The sequence below is a fragment of the Actinomadura napierensis genome, from assembly GCF_039529375.1.
Taxonomy (GTDB): Bacteria; Actinomycetota; Actinomycetes; order Streptosporangiales; family Streptosporangiaceae; genus Spirillospora; species Spirillospora napierensis.
The window spans coordinates 52,104-74,585 of the sequence record NZ_BAAAMR010000039.1; the positions used below are offsets into that span (position 1 = coordinate 52,104).

At 73.5% G+C, this 22,482-nt stretch carries 22 protein-coding genes; 11 read left to right on the plus strand and 11 right to left on the minus strand.

Annotated elements, in window-relative coordinates; all coding sequences use genetic code 11:
• The first annotated feature begins 271 nt into the window (after positions 1-271).
• Positions 272-724, plus strand: a complete 453-nt coding sequence (locus ABD296_RS22290; RefSeq protein WP_344270181.1) for a hypothetical protein — start codon at positions 272-274, stop codon at positions 722-724.
• 24 nt (positions 725-748) lie between these two features.
• Here ABD296_RS22290 and ABD296_RS22295 read toward each other — a convergent pair whose 3' ends face one another.
• Positions 749-2,923 (minus strand): WD40/YVTN/BNR-like repeat-containing protein, encoded by a 2,175-nt coding sequence (locus tag ABD296_RS22295; RefSeq protein WP_344270183.1) that lies wholly within the window; start codon positions 2,921-2,923, stop codon positions 749-751.
• A 937-nt stretch (positions 2,924-3,860) separates the two neighbouring features.
• Between ABD296_RS22295 and ABD296_RS22300 the strand changes: the two genes are divergently transcribed.
• Genes ABD296_RS22300 through ABD296_RS22335 form a run of 8 tightly spaced genes read left to right on the plus strand, consistent with a single transcriptional unit; the run spans position 3,861 to position 11,454 of the window.
• Positions 3,861-4,202 (plus strand): NADH-quinone oxidoreductase subunit A, encoded by a 342-nt coding sequence (locus tag ABD296_RS22300; protein ID WP_344270185.1) that lies wholly within the window; start codon positions 3,861-3,863, stop codon positions 4,200-4,202.
• Positions 4,193-5,128 (plus strand): hypothetical protein, encoded by a 936-nt coding sequence (locus ABD296_RS22305; RefSeq protein WP_344270187.1) that lies wholly within the window; start codon positions 4,193-4,195, stop codon positions 5,126-5,128. Before ABD296_RS22300 ends, ABD296_RS22305 begins: the two co-directional genes overlap by 10 nt.
• The gene (locus ABD296_RS22310) at positions 5,121-5,984 is read left to right on the plus strand and encodes a complex I subunit 1 family protein (RefSeq protein WP_344270190.1); all 864 of its coding nucleotides are present in this window, start codon (positions 5,121-5,123) and stop codon (positions 5,982-5,984) included. Before ABD296_RS22305 ends, ABD296_RS22310 begins: the two co-directional genes overlap by 8 nt.
• A gap of 10 nt (positions 5,985-5,994) precedes the next feature.
• Positions 5,995-6,504 (plus strand): NADH-quinone oxidoreductase subunit J, encoded by a 510-nt coding sequence (locus tag ABD296_RS22315; RefSeq protein ID WP_344270193.1) that lies wholly within the window; start codon positions 5,995-5,997, stop codon positions 6,502-6,504.
• Entirely contained in the window at positions 6,501-6,806 is a 306-nt protein-coding gene (nuoK, locus tag ABD296_RS22320) for an NADH-quinone oxidoreductase subunit NuoK (protein WP_344270195.1), read from the plus strand. Before ABD296_RS22315 ends, nuoK begins: the two co-directional genes overlap by 4 nt.
• Positions 6,803-8,590: an NADH-quinone oxidoreductase subunit 5 family protein gene (locus tag ABD296_RS22325; protein ID WP_344270197.1), complete on the plus strand. Its 1,788-nt coding sequence runs from the start codon at positions 6,803-6,805 to the stop codon at positions 8,588-8,590. The genes nuoK and ABD296_RS22325 overlap by 4 nt, the downstream gene beginning before the upstream one ends.
• 3 nt (positions 8,591-8,593) lie before the next feature.
• Positions 8,594-10,081 carry a complex I subunit 4 family protein gene (locus tag ABD296_RS22330; protein ID WP_344270198.1) on the plus strand — a complete coding sequence of 496 codons (1,488 nt, stop codon included), beginning with the start codon at positions 8,594-8,596 and terminating at the stop codon, positions 10,079-10,081.
• Positions 10,078-11,454, plus strand: a complete 1,377-nt coding sequence (locus tag ABD296_RS22335; RefSeq protein ID WP_344270199.1) for an NADH-quinone oxidoreductase subunit N — start codon at positions 10,078-10,080, stop codon at positions 11,452-11,454. The genes ABD296_RS22330 and ABD296_RS22335 overlap by 4 nt, the downstream gene beginning before the upstream one ends.
• Here the strand turns inward: ABD296_RS22335 and ABD296_RS22340 are convergent.
• The 7 genes from ABD296_RS22340 to ABD296_RS22370 form a co-directional block, all read right to left on the minus strand.
• Positions 11,444-13,024, minus strand: coding sequence for a CocE/NonD family hydrolase (locus ABD296_RS22340; RefSeq protein ID WP_344270201.1), 1,581 nt, complete (start codon positions 13,022-13,024; stop codon positions 11,444-11,446). The two genes, ABD296_RS22335 and ABD296_RS22340, sit on opposite strands and share 11 nt — an antisense overlap.
• A 66-nt stretch (positions 13,025-13,090) precedes the next feature.
• On the minus strand, positions 13,091-13,954 hold the full coding sequence (locus ABD296_RS22345) for an MHYT domain-containing protein (protein WP_344270204.1): 864 nt from the start codon (positions 13,952-13,954) through the stop codon (positions 13,091-13,093).
• Positions 13,955-14,152: 198 nt separating this feature from the next.
• Positions 14,153-14,551 (minus strand): NUDIX hydrolase, encoded by a 399-nt coding sequence (locus ABD296_RS22350; protein WP_344270207.1) that lies wholly within the window; start codon positions 14,549-14,551, stop codon positions 14,153-14,155.
• Between the two features lie 10 nt (positions 14,552-14,561).
• Positions 14,562-15,311 (minus strand): amino acid ABC transporter ATP-binding protein, encoded by a 750-nt coding sequence (locus ABD296_RS22355; RefSeq protein WP_344270209.1) that lies wholly within the window; start codon positions 15,309-15,311, stop codon positions 14,562-14,564.
• Complete coding sequence (locus tag ABD296_RS22360; RefSeq protein WP_344270211.1) at positions 15,308-16,180, minus strand: amino acid ABC transporter permease; 873 nt, start codon at positions 16,178-16,180, stop codon at positions 15,308-15,310. The genes ABD296_RS22355 and ABD296_RS22360 overlap by 4 nt, the downstream gene beginning before the upstream one ends.
• A 7-nt stretch (positions 16,181-16,187) precedes the next feature.
• Positions 16,188-17,063, minus strand: a complete 876-nt coding sequence (locus tag ABD296_RS22365) for an ABC transporter substrate-binding protein (RefSeq protein WP_344270213.1) — start codon at positions 17,061-17,063, stop codon at positions 16,188-16,190.
• A 32-nt stretch (positions 17,064-17,095) separates the two neighbouring features.
• Positions 17,096-17,941, minus strand: a complete 846-nt coding sequence (locus tag ABD296_RS22370) for an SAM hydrolase/SAM-dependent halogenase family protein (RefSeq protein WP_344270215.1) — start codon at positions 17,939-17,941, stop codon at positions 17,096-17,098.
• Positions 17,942-18,036: 95 nt separating this feature from the next.
• Between ABD296_RS22370 and ABD296_RS22375 the strand changes: the two genes are divergently transcribed.
• Positions 18,037-18,945, plus strand: coding sequence for a LysR family transcriptional regulator (locus ABD296_RS22375; protein ID WP_344270216.1), 909 nt, complete (start codon positions 18,037-18,039; stop codon positions 18,943-18,945).
• Here ABD296_RS22375 and ABD296_RS22380 read toward each other — a convergent pair.
• Positions 18,942-19,337, minus strand: a complete 396-nt coding sequence (locus tag ABD296_RS22380) for a RidA family protein (protein WP_344270218.1) — start codon at positions 19,335-19,337, stop codon at positions 18,942-18,944. The genes ABD296_RS22375 and ABD296_RS22380 overlap by 4 nt on opposite strands.
• Positions 19,338-19,550: 213 nt before the next feature.
• Between ABD296_RS22380 and ABD296_RS22385 the strand changes: the two genes are divergently transcribed.
• Positions 19,551-20,780, plus strand: a complete 1,230-nt coding sequence (locus ABD296_RS22385) for an IS110 family RNA-guided transposase (protein WP_344270221.1) — start codon at positions 19,551-19,553, stop codon at positions 20,778-20,780.
• Positions 20,781-20,785: 5 nt separating this feature from the next.
• Here ABD296_RS22385 and ABD296_RS22390 read toward each other — a convergent pair whose 3' ends face one another.
• On the minus strand, positions 20,786-21,688 hold the full coding sequence (locus ABD296_RS22390; RefSeq protein WP_344270223.1) for an NAD(P)-dependent oxidoreductase: 903 nt from the start codon (positions 21,686-21,688) through the stop codon (positions 20,786-20,788).
• A 29-nt stretch (positions 21,689-21,717) separates the two neighbouring features.
• Entirely contained in the window at positions 21,718-22,341 is a 624-nt protein-coding gene (locus ABD296_RS22395) for a MerR family transcriptional regulator (RefSeq protein ID WP_344270226.1), read from the minus strand.
• Positions 22,342-22,482 lie beyond the last annotated feature (141 nt).

The window sequence follows — 22,482 nt, forward strand, 5'->3', positions numbered from 1 at the left end:
GGAGTCGATCGGGGGAGTCTGGTCGGTCACGGCGGCTTCCTCGTTCGGGATCATGGACGGCGCAACCATCCAACCTCCGTCGATCCGCTTTGGGAACCAGTTCACGGGGGCGCGCGGTGGCCGGTACCGGGCGCGGCCCCGGAGGGTCCGGTTCTGTTGCGTGATCGATCCGACACGTGCTGAAACATTTCCCGTGTCCTTGGCTGACGGCGACTTCTGCGGTCAACTAAAGTCGTCGGCGTCAGCGTCCGCGAGGTTCGGGAGGGGCCGGATGAGCAACAAGACGGAAGAGATCGCGCCGGGCGCGACGCTGGCGGACAAGGTCGAATGGCTGATCCGCAACCTGTGGCCGGCGGACGCGCAGCCGCCGCGCAACAACGTCGAGACGGCCGCCGCCATCGCCAACTCCACCGGCGAGGACATCTCGTCCACCACCGTGTGGAAGCTGCGCACCGGCCGCCAGGAGAACCCGCAGCTCAAGACCCTCCGCGCGCTCGCCACCTTCTTCGGCGTGCCGATCGGGTACTTCGGGCGGCCCAGCGAGACCGCCCCCATCGACGAGGACATCACCCTCAAGGCGCTGCGCCGCGACGTCGAGCACGGCATCATCCGCCCCGAGGTCCTGCGCGCCCTGGTCGACCTGTCGCCCGAGGCACGCTGGGTCGTCGACGAGATGATCCTCAGCGCCGCCGAGGCCGACCGCCGCCGGCAGGCCGCGCCCTGACCGTCCCCGCCGCGGCCTTCCGGATCAGGGCAGATCGGTGCGCCAGAGGGTCGGGGTGGTGCCGTCCGTACCGGTCGCGATGAGGCCGCCGCCCTGGACGGCGAGGCCCGTCAGCCGCTGGCTCCCGTCACCCTCCAAACGGGCGCCGCGCGGACGGGTCGTCCGCCACGACGCGCCGTCCGCGGAACTCCACAGCGCGACGTCGTCCGTCCCGGCCGGCGTCCCCGCGAGGACGAACCCGCGCGGCGTCGCCAGGCTCGCCGCCAGCGCGGACGCCTGGACGGTCTGCGCGCGCCACGTCCGTCCCGCGTCGGACGACATGGCGACCACGTTGCCCGCGCCCGTCGCGACCACGGTGTCGCCCCGCGCCACGACATGCGTCAACGGTCCCTGCGCCTGCGGCGGCTGTACCGAGGTCCACTTCGCGCCGTCGTCGGACGTCCACACGGCGGGCGCGCCATTGCGCTCGCCGACCGCGACATAGCCCTTCGTCACGGAGGCGACGTCGTGCATCTTCCCGTCCTGCAGATCACCGGATCCGGCGGTCCACTGGGCGAGGTCGTCCGAACGCCATGCGATGGGTGATTTGTCCGTGGACCCCACGACGACGTAGCCCGCCGGCCCGTAGGCGGCGCCGCCCAACTCGCCGTCGTCATCCGCCGGGGCCGTCACCGGGTTCCACGTGTTCGCATCAGCGGAGGTGAGGAGCAGCGGCTTGGTGGCGCTGCGTCCTGCCGCGACCCAGCCCTTCGGCCCGTAGGCCGCGGCGGACAGCCGCTGCACACCTGGGCCTGTGAGCCCCGTGCCGCCGGCGCGCGTCCACGCCTTACCGTCCCGCGTCGCCCAGACGGCCGCCTCACCGGCACCGCTACCGATCGCCAACGCCGTCCCATTGGCGGACACCAGCCGCCTGATGGTCCGGTCCGGCGTGACCGCGCCCGGAACGGAGAGCAGGTCGATGTCCCCATGGCGCGCCCCCGGAGCCGTCAGGTACGCGCCGGTGTTCTGGTGGCCCGCCACCAGAACGCCCTTGGGAAGCGCCGCCGTCGACTCGGCCTTACGTCCCTGGTCCGTCGCGAGCCTCTCCACGGACTGCCAGTTCACGCCGTCCGTGCTCCTCTGCACGGCCACCCGCCCATCGGTGAGCGGGGTGAGCGCGGCCAGCCCCGCGTCCGACCCGCCCAGCGCGGCCAAGCCGGAGTAGGTGCGCCGGTCGATGGTGCTGGAACGCGTCCAGCCGACCCCGTCGGACGACCGGAAGAACACCGCGAGCCCGCGCTTCTTCGGATTCTTCGACGACCCGCCCGTACGGCGCCCCTCCCGCGCGGCGAAGAACCCGCCGGGCCCGGACGTCAACGCGACCACCGGCCCGTACGACCCGTCGCTCTGCGGAACCTCCGCGCGCGCCCACGTCCGCCCGCCGTCGGCGGACCGCCACAGGTCGCCCTTGTCGCTCCGCACGACGAGCGTGTTCCCGCTCGCCGCGATGCTCTGCGGCACGCCCTGCAAGGCCGGCTGCTGCCGCTGCCACGTGGCGCCGTCCGAGGACGTCCACAGGACGGGCGCGCTCTGGTTCGTCCCGATCGCGGCGAACCCCGCCGAGGTGGCCGCGAGCCCGGTCACGTGGTCGCCCGGATTGAACACGCCCTCGCCGGCGGCCCGATGCGACCACGTCCGGCCGTCCGCGCTGGTCCACACGGCCACGCCGCCGGGACCCCCGCCCAACGCGGCCCAGGACCGGCTCCCCGCGGCGACGACCTCGGGCACGTCCCCGCTCGTCCCGCCCTCGTCCTTCACCTTCGCGACGTTCCACGCCTCGCCGCCGTCGGACGACACGAGGATCTGCCCGCGCGGCGTGTCCACGGTCTCGCTCCCGACCGTCACCGCCGTGTCCCCGTGCACCGCGACCGCCGTGATCGTCTGCTGGTGCCCGTCGTACAGCGCCGCCGGCACCGCGAACACCTTGTCGGCGGCCTCCGCCCCCGGCGCGCCGTCCCGGCCGCCGCCACCGCCGTCCCGCACCAGGTACGCCACGCCCCCGGCCACCAGCACCGCCACCGCCGCGACCGCGATCCCCGAGCGCAGCCCGGGCCGGAACACCCGGGTCGCCCCGCCCTCCGGCGGCGTGGGCGCGCCCCGCGGCCGGTCGAACACCGGCCCGTCCGCCCCCTGCGGCTCCGCCGCCGCCCGAACCCGCACCCGCCCCACCGGCCCGACCGAGCCGACGTGGGCGTTAGGCGCGGCCGGCGCCGCGCTCTCGCCGCCCGCACCACGCGGCCAAGGCGCCACCGGCAACACCGGCCGCTCCACGCCCTCGCCCCGTCCGCCACCCGCGGCCCCGGCCGACGCCCCCGGACGTGATGGGGGCGGTGCCGGTCTGCCTTCCGTCCCAGCGCTCGCGTTCACCTGGGGCTGTGCGGGTGATGCCGGCCGCGGTGCGCGCGGTGCCGCCTGAAGGGGCGCCGGTCTGCTTTCTGTCCCACGGCTGGCGGTCCCCTGCGGCTGGACTGCCGACGCTGGTCGCGGCGCGGGCGGCGCCACTTGCGGCGGCGCCGCTGCGCCGGCCGGGGCCGGTGGTTGCGGGTGGGCCGGGGCGGTCGGTGGCGGTGGAGGCGCTGCTGCTGCCATGGGGCTGCGGGGGAGAGTGGCCGGGCCGGTGGGGGTGCGCGCGGGACGCCCGGGTGTCCTCACCTGCTCGGCGGGCGGGACGGCCGGGGTCTCGTCCGCCGCCGGTGCGTCCGGTGCGGGTTCGGTGTCGCGGGGGGCGGGTGTCGGCGTGCGCCAGCTCGCCACGAGCCTGTCGCCCTCGGCGGGGGGCGGCTTGGAAAGGTCGGCGCGGCCCCAGTTCGGGGGCGGGGGTGCGGGGGCCCCGGGCGAGTCCTGGTCGTCAGGCCGATCGGCCGTGCTCATTTTCGCCCCCCTCGCGACAGCACAGAAGCTGAAGTGTACGGAATTGCGGTGCATCGGAGGAAGGTCGGAGGTCAGGCCGGATCGAGCCGCAGGACCTTCCGGAGCCGCGCGAAAGGGGATGTCCCCGCGGCTCCGCGCCGGTCGTCCTCATTTACCCCCGGGAGGTTTCCGGAGGCGGTGATCAGGTAGACCGTCTGGTGATGGACGCCGGGAGCCGGGAGGTGCCATGCCGCCGTACGCCGTGGTCCTGTCGGTCCTGGGCCTGGTGGGGGCGGTCGTCGTGGCCGTCTACGCGGTGTCGTACGCGGTCGCGCCGGAGATGGAGGGCGGGCCGTTCCTGTCGGGCGGGCGTCCGCGAGAGCACGCGATGTCGCGGTACCACGTCCGCTGGTACGCGGTGACGATGGTGTTCCTCGCCTTCGACATGGAGATGGTCTTCATGTATCCGTGGGCGCTCGTGGTGGCGTCGGTGGGCGTCAAGGCCGTCGTGGAGATGTTCGCCTTCCTGGTGTTGCTGCTGGTGGGTGTCCTGTACGCGTGGCGCGAGGGGGCGCTGCGGTGGGTTTGAGGCGGCGGCTGGAGCGGCTCGCGGAGCGGAGCCCGCGCCCGTTCGTGGTGTCGGCGGCCGATGGGACGGGTGAGCGGCTCGTGGTCGAGGCCGGGTTGCGGCGGCGGGGGTGGCGGGCGGCGGTGTCGCCGGTGGAGACGGGTGTGCTCGTGGTCTGCGGCCGTCCAGGAGAGGCGCTGACGGAGGCGATCGACGAGGTCTGGTCAGGCATGCCCGGGCCGCGGGCGCGGGTCCGGCCGGACGCGTTGGACGACATCGTGTGGAACGGGTCGCGGGCATCCCACCGGGCAGGCGAGGTGGAGACGGCCGGGCGGGCGGACGACCGGGACGGCCTGCGGCTCGATGTCCTGCACGTACCGCTCGGCCCCGTGCTGGCGGACTGGCCCGCGGGCCTGCGGCTCGACCTGGCGTTGCAAGGGGATGTGGTGCAGGCAGCGGAGGCCGTGATGGTCGACACGGGCGGCGGATCTTTCTGGGAGGGGCGACCTGCGGCGCGCGGGCTCGACGGGTTCGCCCGGTTCCTGCGGGTCGCGGGGTGGGACGACGCGGCGCGGCGGGCCGCCGTTCTGCGGGACGACCTTCTCGGCGGGAATCAGATCAGGGAGCGGTTCGACGCGCTCGATCGGATGGTCCGGCGTTCGCGATCGCTGCGGTGGATGACGAAAGGCGTCGGGAACCTCACGCCGGAGGCGGCGGAGCGGCACGGTGTCGCGCCGTGGCTCGCCGGTGACGTCGACGACCGGCTGCGGGGGCGGCTCCGCGAGATCCGGCTGGCCCTCGACGGCGAGGGCCCGAACGGCGATGAGCGGGCGGAGGCGCTCGTGTCGGTGCTGCCCGAGCTGGTGGAGGGCGCCGAGCTCGCGCAGGCCCGGCTGATCGTGGCGAGCCTGGATCCGGACCTGGCGGCGGTGCGGGCCAATGGTTGAGGTGGTCGTCCTCGGTCTGCTGGCGGTCGCGGCGGCGTCGCTGGACGCGGTGCTCGCGGGCGGCCCCGGCCCGGTCCGCGAGGCGGCGCGGCTGCTGGTGGCCGAGCGCCGCGCGACGCCGAGCGCGGACCTGCTGCTGACGCGGGCCGGCGCGATCTCGCTGCCGGTGGCGGCGGCGCTCGCCGCGCTCGTCGTGCCGTTCGGCGGTCACGCGGCGCTGGACACGCGGGTCGGCGTCGTGTGGTTCAACGCGATGGAGGTCGTCGCGTGGGCGTCGGTCTGGCTGGCGGGATGGGGCGTCAACTCCGCGTACGCGCTGGTCGGCGGGTACCGGATGGTCGCGCAGGGCCTGGCGTACGAGCTGCCGCACATGTTCGCCCTGATCACGGCGGCGCTGGCGGCGCACTCGCTGGACCTGCGGGCGATCGGCGCGGCGCAGGGCGGGCTGTGGTTCGGGGTCTGGATGCCGGTGGCGTTCGCGGTGTACCTGGTGTCCGCGCTCGCGATGGCGTTCTGGGGGCCGTTCGGCGCGCCGCTGGGCGCCGATATCGCCGGGGGAGCTGCGGCCGAGCTGTCCGGCCCCGACCGCCTGGTCTTCCTCGCCGGACGGTACGGGCTGCTCACCGTTGCGTCGGCCGTGGCCGTCCCGCTGTTCCTCGGCGGCGGTGCGGGGCCGCTGCTGCCCGCGTGGCTGTGGTCGGCGGTGAAGACGGGCGCCGTCCTGGCGCTGCTGGTGTGGACGAGGAGGCGGCTGCCCGTCCTGCGGATGGACCGGTTCATGCAGGTGGCGTGGACGGTGCTGATCCCCGCCGTGCTGCTGCAGATGCTCGTGGTCGCGATCGTCGTCGTGGACTGAGGAGGTTCCCGTGACAGTCCTGTTCTGGGTGCTCGCCGTCGCGGCGGTCGCCTTCGGCGCGGTGGTGTTCGCCGTGGGGTCGATGGCGCGCGCGACGTTCGCGCTGCTCGCGTCGTTCCTGTGCGCCGGCGGCGAGTTGCTGCTGGTGGGGCTGCACTACCTCGGCGTCCTGGTCGTGCTGATGATGATCATGGAGATGCTGGTGATGGCGGTCTTCATGATCATGTACATGATGAACCCGGCCGGGCTGATGCCGATGTCGATGGTGCACAACCAGCGCGGCGCGCTCATCGTCTCTGGCACGGTGTTCGCGGCGCTGGCCGCCGGCGCGTTCGCGATCCCGTGGCCGCAGCGGCGCGGCGCCCCGCCGCACGACCCGACGTTCGCGCTCGGCCAGTCCATCATGGGGCCGAAGATGCTGGTGATGATGGTGATCGGGATAGCGATCCTGGCCACCATGATCGCCACGGTCGTGCTGGCGACCCGGACCGGACGCTACGGCGAGGACGGCGCGCGATGACCCTCCAGACGTTCCTGCTGCTCGCCGCCGCCCTGTTCTCGGTCGGCCTGTACGGCGCGCTGTCGCAGCAGTCGGTGGTGATGCTGATGATGGGCCTGGAACTGATGATCAACGGGATCGTCGTCGCGGCGGGCGGCTTCTGGCACTGGGTCTCGCCGGGCGCGCCGGACGGCCAGGTCCTCGTGCTCGTCGCGATCACCGTGATGGCGCTGGAGATGGCGATGGGGTTCGCCGTCGTCACCGCCCTGTTCCGCGCCCGGGACGTGGACATGGCCGACGACGCCGGAGACCTCAGGGGATGATCGTCGCGCTGGCCGTGACACCGCCGGCCGCCGGCGCGCTGCTGCTGCTCGCGGGGCGCCGGGCCGATCGCGCGGCACCGGCCGCCGGGGTCCTGGTCGCGGTCGCGGTGCTGGCACTGGCGGTCGCGGCGGCGGTGACGCGTCCCGTGGCGCGCTTCGCGCTGCTGCCGGGGTGGCCCGGCGGGCTGGCCGTGGACGGCTTGTCCGGCGTGCTCGTGGTGACCGTCGCGTCCGTCCTGGCGGCGATCCTGGTCTTCGCGGCCGCCGGCGGGTACGGCGCCCGGTTCTTCGGCCTGATGCTGCTGTTCGCGGGCGCGATGCTGGTGACGGTCACCGCGTCGGACCTCGTCCTGCTGCTGATGGGATGGGAGGTCATGGGCGCGATGTCGTATGCGCTCATCGGCTACGAGTGGCGGGAGGCAGAACCGGTCCGTTCGGCGGACGTCGCGTTCCTCACCACGCGCGCCGCCGACCTGGGCCTGTACGCGGCGGCGGGCTTCGCCATCGCCGGGACGCACTCGCTCGCGCTCTCCTCGCTGGCCGGCGCCGGTGAACCATGGCGGGATCTCGCGGCGGGCGGAATCGTGCTCGCCGCGCTGGGGAAGTCGGCGCAGCTTCCGTTCTCGTTCTGGTTGTCCAGGGCGATGGCGGGCCCGAGCCCGGTCTCGGCGCTGCTGCACTCGGCCACCATGGTCGCTGCCGGCGCCTACCTGCTGCTGCGCCTGCACCCCTTGCTCGCGGCGACCGGGTGGGCGGGCACGCTCGTCGCCTGGGCCGGCGCCGTGACCGCCCTGGCGATGGGTGCCGTGGCGCTGGCACAGCGGGACCTGAAACAGCTTCTCGCCGCGTCGACCTGCGCGCAGATCGGGTTCATGGTGCTGGGCGCCGGCGTCGGCTCCGTCTCCGGCGGCACGGCGCACCTCGTGGCGCACGCGGCGGTGAAGAGCCTGCTCTTCCTGTGCGCGGGCGCGTGGCTGACCGCTCTGGGCACCAAGCAGCTGGACGAGTTGCACGGCGCCGCGCGCCGGTACCGGGTCGTCGGCGTCGCGTTCGGGGCGGGCGCGCTGGCGCTGGCCGGGCTGCCGCCGCTGTCGCTGTGGATGACGAAGGACGAGGTGCTGACGGCGGCCGGGGACCGCTCGCCCGCGCTCCTCGCGGCCGGGATGGCCGCCTCCGTGCTGGCCGCCGCCTACTCCGCGAAGGCGCTGTTCGCCGTGTGGCGCGGTACGCGTGGCGACGGGCAGGCCGTTCCCTGGCTCGCGCGCATTCCGCTGATCGTCCTGGCGGTCGCGGCATGCGTCCTCGGCGTGCTCGGTGCGCGCGGCGTCGCCGAGGCTCTGGGGATTCCCGGCGAGACGAGGGTGAGCGTTCTGGACCTGGTGCTCTCCGGCGTCCTGGTGGTGGTGGCGATCGTCGTGGTCCGGTTCGCGCGGACGGTCCCGGCGCCCGCGTGGGCGGCGGACTGGCTGTTCCTCGAACGGGCCGCTCGGGCCGGGATCGTCCGTCCGGTGTTCGCGGCGGCGCGGTCGCTCGCCAGGTTCGACGACCGGGTCGTCGACGGCGCGGTCCGGGCCCTCGCGCGGGCCGGGCTGCGGACCGCCGGCCTGGCCGGACGCGGCGCGGAGTTGCGCGTGGACGGCCTGGTCGACGGGGTCGGGCGGGGCGCGCGGCGGCTCGCCGGCCTCGCGCGCCGCCCGCAGACCGGGCTCGTCCACACCTACTACGCGCAGGCGGCGGTGCTGCTTGCGGTGCTCGTCGTCGTCGCAGTACTGGCCGGGTGGTGAGTCATGCTCTCGCTGGTCGTCTTCCTGCCGCTGGCCGTCGCGCTCGTCCTGCCGGTCGTGCCACGCCGCGCCGTGCCCTGGACGTGGATCGCGGTCACGGTCGCCGACCTTGCCCTCATCGTGAGCATGTGGGTCGCGCACGGCGCCGGCCCCGGCGTCGCCTACGAGGCGGACGTGCGCTGGATACCGTCCGTCCGGGCGGGCTACCACGTGGGCTTGGACGGGCTGTCCTTCCCGCTCGTCACGCTGACGGCGGTACTGTTCGCCGCCTGCGCCGTCTACTCGATCCGGCAGCGGCATCGGGTCCGGGCGTTCGCAATCCTTTTCCTGTTCTTGGAGACGGTCTGCCTGGGATTGTTCTCCGCCCTCGACCTGCTGCTGTTCTTCGTCTTCTTCGACCTGTCGATCGTCGGCATGTACTTCGTGATCGTGCTGTGGGGGCACGGCGACCGCGCGGCGTCGGCACTGAAGTTCTTCCTCTACACGTTCCTCGGCTCGCTGGTCCTGCTGCTCGGCTTCATCGGCCTGTACCTGGGCGCCGACCCGCACACGTTCGACATGGTGGAACTGACCCGGAACCCGCCGCTCGCCGGGTCGCCGGGGCTCGCCGGGCTGACGCTGCTGGCCATCGGCATCGGCCTCGGCATCAAGACGCCGGTCGTCCCGTTCCACACCTGGCTGCCGCCCGCGCACACCGACGCGCCCGCAGCCGGGTCCGCGATCCTGGCCGGGGTCATGCTGAAGATGGGCACCTACGGATTCGTCCGGATCGCCATGCCGATGCTGCCGGACGCATGGCGCCGCTACGCGCTCGTCTTCCTCATCGTGGGCCTGGTAAGCGTCCTGTACGGGGCACTCGTCGCGCTCGCGCAGGACAACGCGAAACGGCTCGTCGCGTACACGTCCGTCAACCACATGGGCTACATCGTCCTCGCACTGGGCGCGGCCGGTTACGCGTCCGGCGACGTCGACGCGCGGCGGCTCGCCGTTACCGGAGCCGTCACGCAGATGGTCTCCCACGGGCTCATCACCGGCGCGCTGTTCCTGCTGTGCGGCGTCCTCTACGACCGCACCGGAAGCTACGACCTCGGGCGGTTCGGCGGTATCGCGCGGACCGCGCCCGTCTACTCCGGGATGCTGGCGCTCGCCGCGTTCGCCTCCCTCGGACTGCCCGGCCTGTCGGGGTTCGTCGCGGAGTTCCAGATCTTCGCCGGGACGATCGGCAGCGGCACCACGGCGGCGGCCGTGACCGGCGCGCTCGCCGTCCTCGGCATCCTGGTCACGGCGGCGCTGTTCCTGCGCGTCCTGCACCGGGCCGTGCTGGGCGCGCCCGGGGAGCTGTCCGGGCAGGTCGGGGACGCGCGGCGCCCCGAACTCGCGGCGATCGTCCCGCTGCTGGCGCTGTCGGTGCTGATCGGCGTCGCACCGCGCGTCCTGCTCGACACGATCGAGCCGCTGTCGGCGGCCGTGACCGCGCTGGTGGGCCGATGAACGAGAACCCCGCCGACGTCGCGCCCGAGCTGTGCGTGCTGGTCGCCGCCGTCCTCGGCCTGGTCAACGGGCTGTTCCTGCCCCGCAGCCGGCAATGGCGGGTCGCCGTGATCTGCGCGGCCGGGCTGGTCGCCGCCCTCGTGGTCGCCGCCGTCGACACGACCCGGCCGGACCTGGTCGTGTTCGACGCGTTCTTCGTCGACCCGATCACCCATGTCACCCGGATCGCCGTGCTCGGCTCGACGCTGCTGGTCCTCGGGCTCGCCGCCGGGCCGGTCCGCGACCATCCGCGCGAGAGCGAGCACTACGTCCTGATCCTGCTGTCGGCGCTCGGCACGATGGTGCTCGGCGCCTCGTCCGACCTGCTCGTCGTCGTCGCCGCGTACCTGCTGGCGAGCATCCCCGCCTACGCGCTCGCCGGATTCGGCAAGGACGCGCTCGGCACCGAAGCGGCGTTGAAGTACTACCTGATGGGCGCCTTCCTCGGCGTCGTGATGCTGGCGGGCGTCACGCTGCTCTACGGGGTCGGGCGCGGCACCGCGTACGGGACGCTCCGCGCCGGCCTCGCCGACGCGCCGTCGGCGGCGGTGTCCGCAGGTGTCGTCGCCCTGCTGGCGGGGTTGCTGTTCAAGGCGGGCGCCGTACCGGGACACTTCTGGGTGCCCGACGTCGCCGAAGGCGCGCCCCCGGCGGTCGCGGCGTTCGTCACGACCGTCCCGAAGATCGGCGCGTTCGCTGCGCTGCTGCGGTTCGGGTCCGAGGCGCTGCCGCGCGACGCCGGCGGATGGCCGACGCTCGTCGCGGTGATCGCGGCGGCCACGATGACGCTCGGCAACCTGGCCGCGTTCGGGCAGGGCAACGTCCGCCGGCTGCTCGCCTACTCCACCGTCAGCCAGGCCGGATACCTGCTGGTACCGGTCGCGATGGCCAGCCGGACCGACCTCGCCCAGACCGCGCTGCTGTTCTACGTCGCCGCCTACGCGGTGACGAACCTCGGCGCCTTCGCGGTCGTCCTGGCGGTCGGGCGCGACGACCTCGCCTCCTACACCGGCCTGCTGCGCGCCTCGCCGCCGCTCGGACTCGCGCTGGTCGTGTGCCTGCTCGGCTTCGTCGGGACGCCGCCCACCGCCGTCTTCGTCGGGAAGGTCCTGATGTTCGGCGCGGCGATCGACGGCCACTACGTGTGGCTCGCGGTGGTCGCCGCCGTCAACACGGTCGCGAGCGTCTTCTACTACCTGCGCTGGATCGTCCCGCTGTTCCGGCGGCCGGAGGGCGAGTTCGCCCCGGCGCGGGGAGCGTCGGCGGTCGCAGTGGTGGCGGCGCTGTTCTCGCTGGTCCTCGGCATCGGCGCCGGGGTCGCGCTCACTGCATGACCGGCAGCTCGATCCAGGACGGGCGGCCGGCGTCGTGGAAGACGGTCTGCTCCGCGCGCACCATCGACGGGTGGCGGTCGAACCGGGGGAAGTTCGACGAGGCGACCTGCACCCGGATGCGGTGCCCGGCGCGGAACGTCTGGCTCGTCGCGGCCAAATCGATCTCGTGCCGGGTCGCGCCGGCGGGGGAGCGGACGATGCCGTCCAGCACGTTCATCGCCCGCCCGTCCGGCCGCACGTCGACCAGCTTGGCCGTCCAGTCGGCGCCGGGCGCGGAGGTCGCCGCGTGCAGGACGGCCCGGACCGGCCCGGTGACCTCCACGTCGTGGTCGAGCACGGGTGTGGTGAAGACGAGGACGTCCGGACGCGCCTCCACGGCCCGCTGGTCGCGCGGCCCGACGTTGACCGGGTCGTTCAGCAGCAGGTTGCCGCCGTGCGTGGGGACGGGGTCGTCCGGGTCGTGGACGAAGCGGGACGGCGACGCGTCCGCTCCGGGCGCGCCGGTGGAGAGGGAACCGCCGGAGTGCAGGTAGTACCGGGTGGCGGTGGCGCCGGGCGGCGGCCACGACTCGGCGTCCCGCCACACGTCGGCGCCCATAGTGAAGTATCTGACCGCCGGGCCGCCGGTGTCGCCGCGCAGGAACGCGATCTGCGCGGCCTCCAGTTGCGCCATCTGGGCGGACGCCGCGTGCCCGAAGTACAGCTCCCCGACACCGCCCGTCTGGGACAGATGGGACCACGGACCGATGACGAGCCGCCCGCCCGGAATGCGCCGGTGGTTCTCCAGCGTGCCGCGCAGGAAGACGTCGAACCATCCGGCGACGTGCAGGACCGGGACGCCGATCCGGTCGTGCCGCAGCGTCTCCGCCAGATCCGTCCAGTAGGAGTCGCGCTCCGGATGGTCGACCCAGTCGCGCCAGAACGGGAACGCGTCGGCGACGCCGGGCACGTCGCGCAGCGGAAGCGTCCGCATCGCCGCGTCGGGGTCGGCCAGCACCTTCATCAGCGGCCCCAGGCGGGCCGCGCCGCCGTCGTCGATGTCGTGCACCGCGCCGAGCAGCCCTTGGAGCGCGCCCCAGAAGAACGCCGACCCGAGCGCGAACGCGCCGCCGTGGTACTTCAGCCCGTCGTAGAAGTCGTGCGGGGTCATCGCCGCGACCACGGCCTTCAGCGCGTCCGGGCGCTCGGACGCGAGCTGGAGCGCGCATCCGGCGAGGTAGGAGTTGCCGGCGGCGACGACCTCGCCGTTCGACCACGGCTGGGCTTTGATCCAGTCGACCGTGTCGGCGCCGTCGCGTCCCTCGTCGACCCAGGGCGTGAACTCGCCGTCGCTGTTGCCCCGGCCCCGGCAGTGCTGCAGCACCACGGCCATCCCGGCCCGCAGATAGGCGGTGACCGGAACGGCCCGGAACACCGGCTCGCCGTAGGGGCCGCGCATCAGCACGGTGCGGTGCCGCCCGTCGCCGGCGGGCCGGTGCACGTCCGCGCGCAGGACCGTCCCGTCGCGCATCTCGATCGGCTGGTCCAGGACGGTGACGGCCGGGAGCGCGGGACGGTCGAGCTTCGTCACGGAAATCCCTTCAGGGCGAAGGCGTCGAAGACGACGCGGCCGCCGGGCGTACGCGCCCGGATCGCGTCAGCGGGCGGGACCGCCGCCGAACCACTCGCCCGCGGTGCGGGCCGGAGGCGGGGCCTCGCCGGAGCCCGCCGCCGGGCGCGGTCCCTCGGCCCGCAGCGAGCGCAGCCGCTCCTGCAGGGCGCGGTCGGCGTGGATCTCCTCCTCGCTCGGCGCCATCGCGATGATGATCAGCAGGGTCGTCGACACGACGGCGATGCCGCCGATGAGCGGCAGCAGGAAGTCGACCGGGTCGGCGCCGCCGGTCGGGGCCGCGCTCCCGTCCATGGTCACCCGCATGGCCGCCATGCCCGTGTAGTGCATGCCGGTCACCGCGACGCCCATGACCAGCGCGGCTCCGGCCGTCTCCCAGCTGCCCTTGGCGCGCAGGCAGAACCACAGCGCCGCCGTGGACGCCACCACCGCGATCACCACCGACAGCACGACCAGTGCGGGCTGGTAGCCGATGTGCCCGGACATCCGCATCGCCGCCATGCCGCTGTAGTGCATGCTCACGACGCCGATGCCCATGATGACGCCGGCCGAGACGATGACCGGCGTCCCCGTGCCGCCGAAGCCGACGATGAACAGCCCGATCGCGACGACCACCACGGCCGCGAGGCAGCTCAGCAGCGTGATCGGGACGTCGTAGCGGATCTGCATCCCGGAGATGCTGAAGCCGAGAATGGCGATGAAGTGCATCACCCAGATCCCGGTGCCGCCGATCGCCAGCGCCGCCAGCACCAGCCACGAGGCCCGCGAGCGGCCGACCGAGGCACGCGCGCGCGCCGTGCACAGCAGCCCGAGGAACGAGCCGACGAACGACATGAGATAGGCGCACACGGGGGTCAGCAACCCGTATGAGAAATGGTGCACGTGGGCCATGCGATCCCCCGGTGGAACATGAGACCACTCTTGATGTGGGGGGATCATAACGGCACTTAACCGGGCAAATTGGTAACAGTGCCGGTATTGGTCCCAAAATCGACTGCCCGTGTGCGCGCGCTCACCCGCCGAAGCGACCCTCGGGCCGGCCGCGGCCACCAGGGCGAGGACAGCGGGGCGGTCAGGACAGCAGGGCGGTCAGGACAGCAGGCCGTGCTCCATCGCCAGGTCCAGCGCGGACTCGGACGCCGGGGCGAGCAGGTGACGGTCGGCCGGCGCGACGTAGAGGTACTCGTCGACCTCGCCCGACGCCGCGATCGACCCCCGGTACGACGCGGTGAAGCACGCCATCCGCGCGTGCGTGTGGTCCGGCTGGTCGTGCGCGGGCGCGCGGATCACGCCGAGCCCGCGGAAGGACGCCCGGTCCAGCTCGACGCCCAGCTCCTCGCGGACCTCCCGGGACAGCGCCGACCAGTCGTCCTCGCCCGGCTCCCGCTTGCCGCCGGGAAGGTACAGCAGGTCACGGCCCCGCGACCGGACGGTCAGCAGCCGCCCGTCCACGACCCGCACCCACGCCACCACGTCCAGATCCGCCACGACGACCAGCCTAGAGGCGGCGGGATTCCAGGACGCGGCGCAGGAACTCCCGCGTGCGCGGCTCGGCCGGCTCCTCGAAGATCTGATCGGCCGGGCCGCGCTCCAGCAGCACGCCGTCGGACAGGAAGCAGACCGTGTCGGCGATGTCGCGGGCGAACCCCATCTCGTGGGTCGCCAGGACCATCGTCATCCCGGACTCCTTCAGCTCCCGGATGATCCCCATCACCTCGGTGACCAGCTCCGGGTCGAGCGCGGAGGTCACCTCGTCCAGTAGCAGCAGGCTCGGCCGCGTCGCCATCGCCCGGATGATCGCGACGCGCTGCTGCTGGCCGCCCGACAGCCGGTCGGGATACTCGCCGGCCTTGTCGGCCAGGCCGAACCGCTTCAGCAGCTCGTGCGCCTGCTCGGCGGCCTCCGCCTTCGGCCGCTTGTGCACCCGGACGGGCGCCAGCGTGATGTTGTCCAGCACCGACATGTGCGGGAACAGGTTGTAGGCCTGGAACACCATCCCGATCCGCTTGCGGACCTCGTCAGGGTCGGCGTCCGGGTCGGTGATGTCGTCGCCCTCCAGGAAGATCGCGCCGTCGTCCACCGTCTCCAGCACGTTCACGCAGCGCAGCAGCGTCGACTTGCCCGACCCGGACGCGCCGATGAGGCAGACGACCTCGTGCGGCGCGACGTCCAGGTCGACGCCGCGCAGCACCGGATGCGCGTGGTAGGTCTTCCAGACGCCTTCGACGCGCAGCAGCGGTCCGCTCATGTGCCGCCTCCGGGGGCGCGGCGGCGCTCGGCGCGCACCGCGAGATGGTCGGTGAACCGGGCCATCGGCACGGTCAGCGCGATGAACAGCACCGCCGTGGCCAGGTAGGGCGTGTAGTTGAAGTTGGTGGCCGAGTGGATCTGCGCCTGCCGCAGCGCCTCCAGCGGGCCGAGCACCGCGACGAGGGCGGTGTCCTTCTGCAGCGACGCGAAGTCGTTCAGCAGGGGTGGGACGACCCGGCGCACCGCCTGCGGCAGTACCACGAACCGCAGGCTCTGCGTCTTGCTGAGCCCGAGCGACCGGGCCGCCGCCCGCTGGCTCGGATGGATCGAGTCGATGCCCGCGCGGAACACCTCCGCGACGTACGCGCCGTACGACAGCACGAGCGCGAACCCGCCGAGCACCGCCGGGCTGTCGGGGACGCCCTGCAACCGCAGCGCGGGCAGCCCGAACCCGACCAGGTACACCAGCAGGATCGTCGGGATGCCGCGGAACACGTCGGTGTAGGCGACGGCCAGGGCCCGCAGCGGGAAGAACAGCGGATTGCGCAGCCCGCGTGCGAGCGCGACCAGCATCCCGAGCACCAGGATCACCGGTTCGGCGATCAGGAAGATCCGCACGTTCAGCCAGAAGCCGCGCAGCACGTCCGGGAACGCGTTCGTGAACTCGCCCCAGTTGAAGAACGTCTCGTGCACGCGCGGCCAGCCGGGCGACGTCACCACCACGGCCAGCACGATCGCGACGCACACCGCGGTCGACGCGGCGGCGAGCGACCCGGACCGGACGCCGGCGCGGCGGCGCCGCCGCTCACGCTCCAGTTGCCGCTCGCTCTTGACCCAGGCGGCCTCGCCGCCCGCCTGCGCGGTCATCGGGCGGTCACTTCAGGACGGGCGCGCCGGCCGACGAGGTCAGCCATTGCTGCTGGATCTTCGCGAGTTCGCCGGACGACCTCAGCTGCCCGATCGCCTGGTTCAGGCAGCCCACCAGCTTGCTGCCCTTCTCCATCAGCAGCCCGAAGTGCTCGGTGGAGCCGCCCTCGGTCTGCGGCAGCTGCCCGACGATCTTCGAGTCGTCGATCTGCGCGGCGGTGACGTAGAAGGCGGTCGGCAGGTCGACCAGCAGCAGGTCGACCTGCTTGTTCTTCAGCGCGTTGACCGCGTCGATCTGCGTGTTGAAGATCTTCGGCTGGTCGTCCGGCTTGATCTGGTTCTGCACCGCCTGCAGCGCGGTCGTCCCGACCTGCACGGCGATGCGCGCCTTCTTCAGGTCCGCGATGCCCGTCGCGTTCGCGAACTTGCCGTCCTTGAGCGCCACGACGCCCTGCTGCACGTCGTAGTAGCCGTCGCTGAACGCCACGGCCTTCTCACGGGCCGGGGTGGCTGAGATCTGGTTGATATCGAAGTCGAAGTTCTTCGGGCCCGGCGCGTACGACGACTCGAACGACTGGGTCGTCCAGCTCACCTGGTCCTTGGTGAAGCCGAGCTTGCCGGCGACGGCGTACGCGACCGCGCTCTCGAAGCCCTGCCCGTTGGACGGGGCGTCGTTCTTGAACCACGGCTCGAACGCGGGCTTGTCGGTCGCGACCGTGAGCTTGCCGGGTGTCTTCAGGGGCAGCGTGTCCTTGGTGCAGGACGCGGGGCTCTTGCTCGCCGAGGCGGTGGAGTCGCCGTCGTCCTGCGGAGCGCAGGCGGTGACGGCGAGGGTCAGCGCGGCGACGCCGGTCAGGGCGGCCACGAGGGGTCGGCGGGTCACGGGGGTGCCTCCAGCGATGCGGGGGTTGGTGATCAGGACTGCGGGGCGGTGCGCCCGGTGGTGGTGCGCAGGGTGACGGTCCGGGCGCCCGCCAGGCCGAGGACGTCGGCGGCGCGTCCCTGGTTGACGCCGAGGCCGAGCCAGCCGGAGGAGTCGATCCACAGCAGCGGCTCGCCGGCGGCGACGCTGCCGAAGGTCCGCTCGAACGGGACGCGGGCGGTGCGGGACGCCCCGTCTGGAACGCTCCATTCGATGTCGAGGGGAGTGCCGGGCTCCAGCGCGCCGAACGCGGCGGCGAGATCGTCGCGCTCCGCGCCCAGCACCAGGCTGCCGAACCGGTCGGTGTACAGCACGGGGACGGTCAGCTCGCCGTCCGCGGCGACCGCGGCCGGCAGGTCCAGCGGCAGCGGCTCGACCGGCGCGCCGAGGTCGGCGACGTCGACGCCGGTCGCGACGTGCGCGGCGGCGGGGGAGAAGATGTCGCGCCCGTGGAACGACGTCGACACCTCCGGCAGCCGGTACGCCGGGTTCTCCAGCGCGTGCGCCCGGACGATCCCGCCGAGCGCCTCCGCCGCCGGCACCAGAAGACCGTTGTCCGGCCCGACCAGCACGTCGCCGCGGCCGGTCTCGATCGCGACCGGGCGGCGCGGGGTCCCGACGCCCGGGTCCACGATGCCGGTGTGCACGCCGACCGGTAGGTAGGGCAGCGCCTGCCGAAGCAGCATCGCGCCCTCCACCACGTCGAACGGCGTGATCTCGTCGCTGAGCACCAGCACGTTCGCGTCGGGCGCGATCGTGTACACGACCCCGGCGCAGATCGAGGTGTAGGCGGCGCCGAAGTCCGTGGCGATGCTGACGAACGGGCGGCTTCCGGACATGGGCGACCTCGGTGGGACCTGCGGGGATGGAGGAGGAGAGGAGCAGAAGCCTACCAAGCCGATCCCGCGGCCGACGCGCCGCTTATCCTCCGGGGATGCGCGCCGATTCGCTCGATCCGCTCCTGCTGCGGACCCTCGTCGCCGTCGCCGACCTCGGCTCGTTCACGGCCGCCGCGGCGGCGGGCGGCTACACCCAGTCCGCGGTGTCCCGGCAGATCGCCGCGCTGGAGGACGCCTGCGGCGTCGAGCTGTTCGCGCGCGGCGCCCGCGGCGTGCGCCCCACCCCCGCCGGCGAGCACCTGCTCCCGCACGCCCGCGCCCTGCTGGACCGGCTCGCCGACACGGCCCGCGCGATGGAGGGGCTGCGCCGCCTCGACACCGGGACGCTGCGGGTCGGCGCGTTCCCCACCGCGAACGCGGCGCTGGTCCCGCGCGCCCTGGCCCGGTTCCGCGACCGGCACCCCGGCGTGCGCCTCGCGCTGCGCGAGGGCACCACCGACCGGCTGCTGGCGCTGCTGGACGGCGGCGACCTCGACGTCGCCGTCGTCAGCACCCACGTCGTCCCCGCGCTGCCCGCCGGGGACCTGGTCGCTCTGCTGGACGACGCGCTGCTCGTCGCGCTGCCGTCGGGGCACCCGCTGGCCGCGCTGGACCGCGTCCCGCTGGGCGAGCTGGCAGGCGAGGCGTGGATCGTCGCCGACACGCCCGACGCCGTCGCCGCGCTGCGCGCCCGCTGCGAGGCCGCCGGGTTCGAGCCGCGCACGCCGCTGCGGGCGGCCGAGTGGATCTCCAAGCTGGGCCTGGTCGCCGCGGGCTTCGGCGTCACCCTCGTGCCCGCGCTCGCGGCGGCAGCGGCGGCGCGCGACCGCGTCGTGCTGCGGCCGCTCGCCCCCGAGCAGCCGAGCCGCGCCGTGCACGCCGCCGTCGGGCGGCACGCCCGCAGGTCCCCGGCGGTCACCGCGTTCCTGGAGGACCTGCGGGCCGTCGCCGCCGAGCCGGGTTAGGGGAGGGCGGCGACCACCTCGACCTCCAGCAGGGCGTCCGGGTGGAACAGCCGGGCGACCTCGACGGTCGTGCTGGTGGGCGCGGTGCCGGGGAAGTACCGCTGCCGGACGGCGCCGTACTCGGCGACCCGGCTCAGATCGGTGACGAACGTCCGGACGTTGACCACGTCCGCGAACCCGGCGCCGTGCGCCGCGAGGATCCGCTCCAGCAGCGAGAAGATCACCTCGGACTGCCGGGCCATGTCGCCGGGCGCGTCGACCTTCCCGTCCTCGGTGAGCGCGATCTGCCCCGACACGTACAGCATCGGCCCGGCCGTGACGTGCGCGGTGTGCGAGTAGAAGGGGTTCGGCGGCGGCGGGACGGTGGCGGGGTTGCCGAGCGTGACGCGCATAGGGGAGTCCCTAAGAATGTTGGCGGTCCCGGAGGACCGGGTGTGGCTGATGGGGTGATTGCCGTTGGCATGGCTTGAAAGGAATGGCCGCCCGGTCCTTCAGGACGCTCCGACCGCTGATTGAGAGCTGCGGACATCGCTGGTTAGGGACCTGGTGGCGGAGTGCTCCGTGGACCACGACAGTGCTGGTCACGGCGGAACGGAGCAGGACGGTTGAGTGGACCGAGGACACGGGTCTGGGTCGGTATCGACGCCGGCAAGGGGCACCACTGGGCGGTCGCCCTGGACGGCGAGGGCGGCAAGCTGCTCTCGCGCAAGGTCTTCAACGACGAGGCTGCGATCCTGGAGATGATCGCCGTCGTCGCCGAGCTCGCCGACGAGGCGGTGTGGGCCGTCGACATCTCCGGCAAGGCCGCGACCCTGCTGCTGGCGTTGCTGGTCGCGCTGCTGGTCGCGCACGGCCAGGAGGTGGTCTACGTGCCCGGCCGGACCGTCAACCGGATGGCCGGCACCTACCGCGGCGAGGGCAAGACCGACGCCAAGGACGCCCGCATCATCGCCGACACCGCCCGGATGCGCCGGCGTGACCTGATTCCGCTGGCTCGGCCCGCCGAGCTGGTCGCCGAGCTGCGGCTGCTGACCGGGCACCGCGCCGACCTGATCGCCGACCGGGTCCGGCTGGTCAACCGGCTGCGGGACCTGCTGCTGGGCATCTGCCCCGCGCTGGAGCGCGCCTTGGACTACTCGGCCGCCAAGGGCCCGATCGTGATGCTGACCGAGTACCAGACCCCGGCCGCGTTGCGCCGCATCGGCGTCAACCGCTTGACGAGCTGGCTGGCCCGCCGCAAGGTGCGCGGCGCCGACCAGGTCGCCGCCAAGGCCGTCGCCAAGGCCGTCGCGGCCGCCCAGTCCCAGCACACCACCCTGCCGGGCGAGAAGCGGGCGGCGGCGCTGGTGCGGGACCTGGCGCACCGGCTGCTGGAGCTGGATGCCCAGATCACCGGCACCGACGGTCAGATCCGCGACACCTTCCGCGCCGACCCGCGTGCCGAGATCATCGAGTCCATGCCGGGCATGGGCCCGATCCTGGGCGCGGAGTTCATCGCGATCGTCGGTGACCTGTCCGGCTACGCCGGCGCGGGGCGCCTGGCCGCGCACGCCGGGCTGGCGCCGGTGCCGCGCGACTCGGGCCGCCGCACCGGCAACCTGCACCGCCCCCGCAACTACAACCGGCGCCTGCGGCACATCTTCTACCTGGCCGCCCAGACCGCCATGATCCATTCCGGCCCGTCGCGCGACTATTACCTGCGCAAACGCTCCGAAGGACTGATCCACACCCAGGCGATCATGGCGCTGGCCCGTCGCCGCGTCGACGTGCTGTGGGCGATGTTGCGCGACAACCGGACATTCACCTCCACCCCGCCGGTCACGCACCCGGCTTGACTCAGTCATTGAGATTCCTTCCGTGCGTGGTCTGCGAGTGCGATGAGGTCGTGCGGGCCGAGGCCGTCGGCCAGTGCGGCGGACGCGTGTGCGCGTGCGGCGGCGAGGACGCCCGCCTCCGGGGCTCCCGGGACGTCGAGCGCGAGGCCGAGGTCCTTGGCGGCGAGCGCGACAGTGAAGCGCGGCGGCGCGCCGGGCACCGCGTCCCGCAGCCGCCGGGCCTGCGCGCTCGTGCGGGACAGCACGTCCAGCACGAGCCCGCGGTCGAGGCCGAGCCCGTCGGCGAGCGCCAGCGCCTCGCCGAGCACGGCGAAGTTCGCGACCAGCGTCGCGTTCGCGACGAGCTTCAGCGCGGCGCCGGACCCGGGCGGGCCCACGTGCCGGACCCGGCCGAGCGCCTCCAGCGCGCCGGCGCAGCGGGCGAGCTCGTCGCCGGCGCCGCCCGCCAGGATCTCCAGTTCGCCGGCCTCCGCCTGCGGGACGCTGCCCACCACGGGAGCGTCGACGTAGCCGACGCCGTCCGGCAGCCGCGCCCGGACGCGGCGCGCGGCGTCCGGGCCGATCGTCGACGCGTCGGCGACCACGGCCCCGGGCTCCAGCGCCGCCGCGGCCCCGCCGGGTCCGAACAGCACGTCCTCGACGGCGTCCGCGTCGGTGAGCATGGTGATGACGAGGTCGCGGCCGGCGGCGGCCCCGGCGGGCGACGCCGCGAGCGCCGCGCCGAACTCCGCCGGGACCCTGGCCGCGGTCCGGGTCCACACCGCCACGTCGTGGCCGACCGCGATCAGCCGGCCGGCCATCGGGGCGCCCATGCGCCCCAGTCCGAGAAAAGCGATTCGTGTCATGGTGCGGCCGACGCTAGGCGCCGCCGAGCCATGCCACCAGCGCAGGTTTCGCAGATCCGCCATGCGAAGCCCACATGACTCGCCCGCTCGCGTCAGCCGAAACGGCGCGCGGAGGCGTTCTCCTGGGCCAGCCGGTGCAGGGCCGTCAGGACCTGCTCGTACAGGACGGTGGACACGAGCAGGGTGTGGACCGTCCGGGCGCGCGGGGCGCCGTCGGCGACGCGGCCGATCTCGTGGTCGGCGACCTCGGCGGCGGCCTTCACGTAGGGGCGCAGGTCGGAGAGGGTGATCGGGAAGCCGAGCCGGCGCAGCGCCACGAAGGTGTGCGCGAGCAGGTCGCGGGCGGGGGAGCGGTCGCCGACCGCCCAGCCGAGCTCGCGGACGAGCGCGTCGACGTCCTGGCGGGCGGCCCGCCAGTGCGGGTCGTGCGGCGCGGCGACGTGCGGGCCGATGGCGTACTGGGCGGTGCCGAACAGCTCGTGCAGGCTGATCCGCTCGTCCTCGATCGCCTCGACGATCCGCTGGATCGCCGCGACCGGCAGGTCGCCGACCTCGCGCAGCGCGCTGATCAGCCGCAGCCGCTCCAGGTGCCGGTGGTCGTACTCCGCGCGGGTGGCGCTCACCACCGAGCCCTTCGGAAGGAGGCCCTCCCGGATGTAGAACTTGATCGTCTGGACCGTCAGGCCGCTGCGATCGCTGAGCTCGGAGATCTGCACCGCGCACCCCCTTGTCCGGAGGTCAACGCTATCCAGGGGGCACGGGCGGATACGGGCACTCTTCAAAGGTGGTCCGAGATGCGGTGCTTTGTCGGACCTGGTCCGGGCCGTGCCGGGCCCCCGCCCCGGCACGGCCCGGAC